Source organism: Ruegeria sp. AH12, assembly GCF_056541465.1.
On record NZ_JBQFYL010000034.1, the window covers coordinates 1 to 2,049 of the forward strand.

At 56.6% G+C, this 2,049-nt stretch carries 3 protein-coding genes; all 3 read left to right on the forward strand.

Features of this window, described 5'->3' with window-relative positions:
• Positions 1-34: 34 nt before the first annotated feature.
• Positions 35-901, forward strand: coding sequence for a carbohydrate ABC transporter permease (locus ACR0EL_RS21315; protein WP_170392706.1), 867 nt, complete (start codon positions 35-37; stop codon positions 899-901).
• A gap of 12 nt (positions 902-913) precedes the next feature.
• Complete coding sequence (locus tag ACR0EL_RS21320; RefSeq protein WP_010443328.1) at positions 914-1,744, forward strand: carbohydrate ABC transporter permease; 831 nt, start codon at positions 914-916, stop codon at positions 1,742-1,744.
• A gap of 11 nt (positions 1,745-1,755) precedes the next feature.
• Positions 1,756-2,049, forward strand: a 294-nt coding sequence (locus tag ACR0EL_RS21325) for an ATP-binding cassette domain-containing protein (RefSeq protein WP_480502154.1), incomplete at its 3' end; no start/stop codon positions are given.

The following is a 2,049-nucleotide window of genomic DNA, read 5'->3' on the forward strand; positions in this document are numbered from 1 at the left end:
CTAACCCAGTGCCTGAACAGAGAGGTATTGCATCATGGCGACCCAACATTCCCGATCCGTTGCCCGGCTGATGATGGCACCCGCAGTGGTCCTGCTGCTTGGCTGGATGCTCGTACCCTTGACGATGACGCTGTATTTTTCCTTCAAGAAGTATCTGCCCCTTCGCGGTGGCGACTTGGGCTGGGTCGGGTTCGACAACTATGTCCGGTTCGTCTCGTCCAGCTCCTTCTGGCCCGCGGTGCAAGCGACGTTGATGATCGTAGGCGGCGTCTTGGTGATCACCGTAATTCTAGGCATTCTACTAGCGATGCTGCTGGATCAACCCATGTGGGGTCAGGGCGTTGTCCGTATCCTCGTGATCGCTCCCTTCTTTGTCATGCCCACGGTGTCTGCGTTGGTGTGGAAGAACATGTTCATGGATCCTGTGAATGGGTTGCTGGCCCATCTATGGCGCTTTTTCGGGGCCGAGCCGATCTCATGGCTATCCGAGGCCTCGATGACTTCGATCATCATGATCGTCTCATGGCAGTGGCTACCCTTCGCGACACTGATCCTGCTGACCGCAATTCAGTCACTGGACAGTGAACAGCTGGAAGCAGCCGAAATGGATGGTGCGCCAGTCCTGAAACGCTTTTATCACATCGTCCTGCCACATCTGAGCCGCGCGATAACCATCGTGATCCTGATCCAGACGATCTTTCTTCTGTCGATCTTCGCCGAAATCTTCGTGACCACCGGCGGCGCCTTCGGCACCCGAACCCTCACCTACCTGATATTCCAGCGCGTGCTGGAAAGCCAGAATGTCGGCCTTGGATCAGCCGGAGGTGTCTACGCCATCATCCTTGCCAATATCGTTGCCATCTTCCTGATGCGCATCGTCGGCAAAAACCTGGACGCGTGAGGAGGAACGACCATGGCCCGCGCCGTCACATCCCGTCGTAAATCGCTGAACACCGCCCTTGCCTGGGCCGTTGGTCTGCTGATCTTTTTCCCGATCCTCTGGACGATCCTGACCAGCTTCAAAACCGAGGCTCAGGCGATCGCCAGCCCACCGCTGTTCCTGAACTTCGATTGGACGCTCGAGAACTATGCAATCGTACAGGAACGCTCGGATTACATGCGGTTCCTGTGGAATTCGGTGATCATCGCAGGTGGATCAACCATTCTGGGCGTGATCATCGCAGTGCCCGCAGCATGGGCCATGGCCTTCGTGCCGTCCAAGCGTACCAAGGACATCCTGCTGTGGATGCTGTCCACCAAGATGCTGCCCGCGGTGGGTGTTCTCTACCCGATCTATCTGCTGTTCATCCGGTTGGGTCTACTGGACACGCGCGGAGGGCTGGTCGTGGTGCTGATGCTGATCAACCTGCCGATCATCGTCTGGATGCTTTACACCTATTTCCGTGAAATCCCCGGTGAGATTCTGGAAGCCGCCCGGATGGATGGTGCCACGCTGAAAGAAGAAATCCTCTATGTGTTGACACCCATGGCCGTGCCCGGCATCGCCTCGACCGTGCTACTGAACTTCATTCTTGCCTGGAACGAGGCATTCTGGACGCTCAACCTGACTGCCGTTGACGCAGCGCCGCTTACCGCATTCATCGCCAGCTATTCCAGCCCCGAAGGCCTGTTCTTCGCCAAGCTCAGCGCGGCATCGACCATGGCGATCGCACCAATCCTCATCCTTGGCTGGTTCAGCCAGAAACAACTTGTCCGCGGCCTGACTTTCGGCGCTGTGAAATAAGGAAGACGACTATGGGACGTATCCAACTCAAGTCAGTGACCAAAAGCTTCGGTGACGTAGAGGTCATTCCACCACTAGATTTGACTATCGAGGACGGTGAATTCACCGTCTTCGTCGGGCCCTCTGGTTGTGGCAAGTCCACGCTGTTGCGGCTCATTGCTGGGCTAGAGGACATCACTTCGGGCTCCATCGACATTGATGGCGCGGATGCAACCGACGTACCGCCCGCCAAACGTGGTCTGGCAATGGTGTTCCAGTCTTATGCTTTGTACCCGCATATGAGTGTGCGCAAGAACATCGCCTTT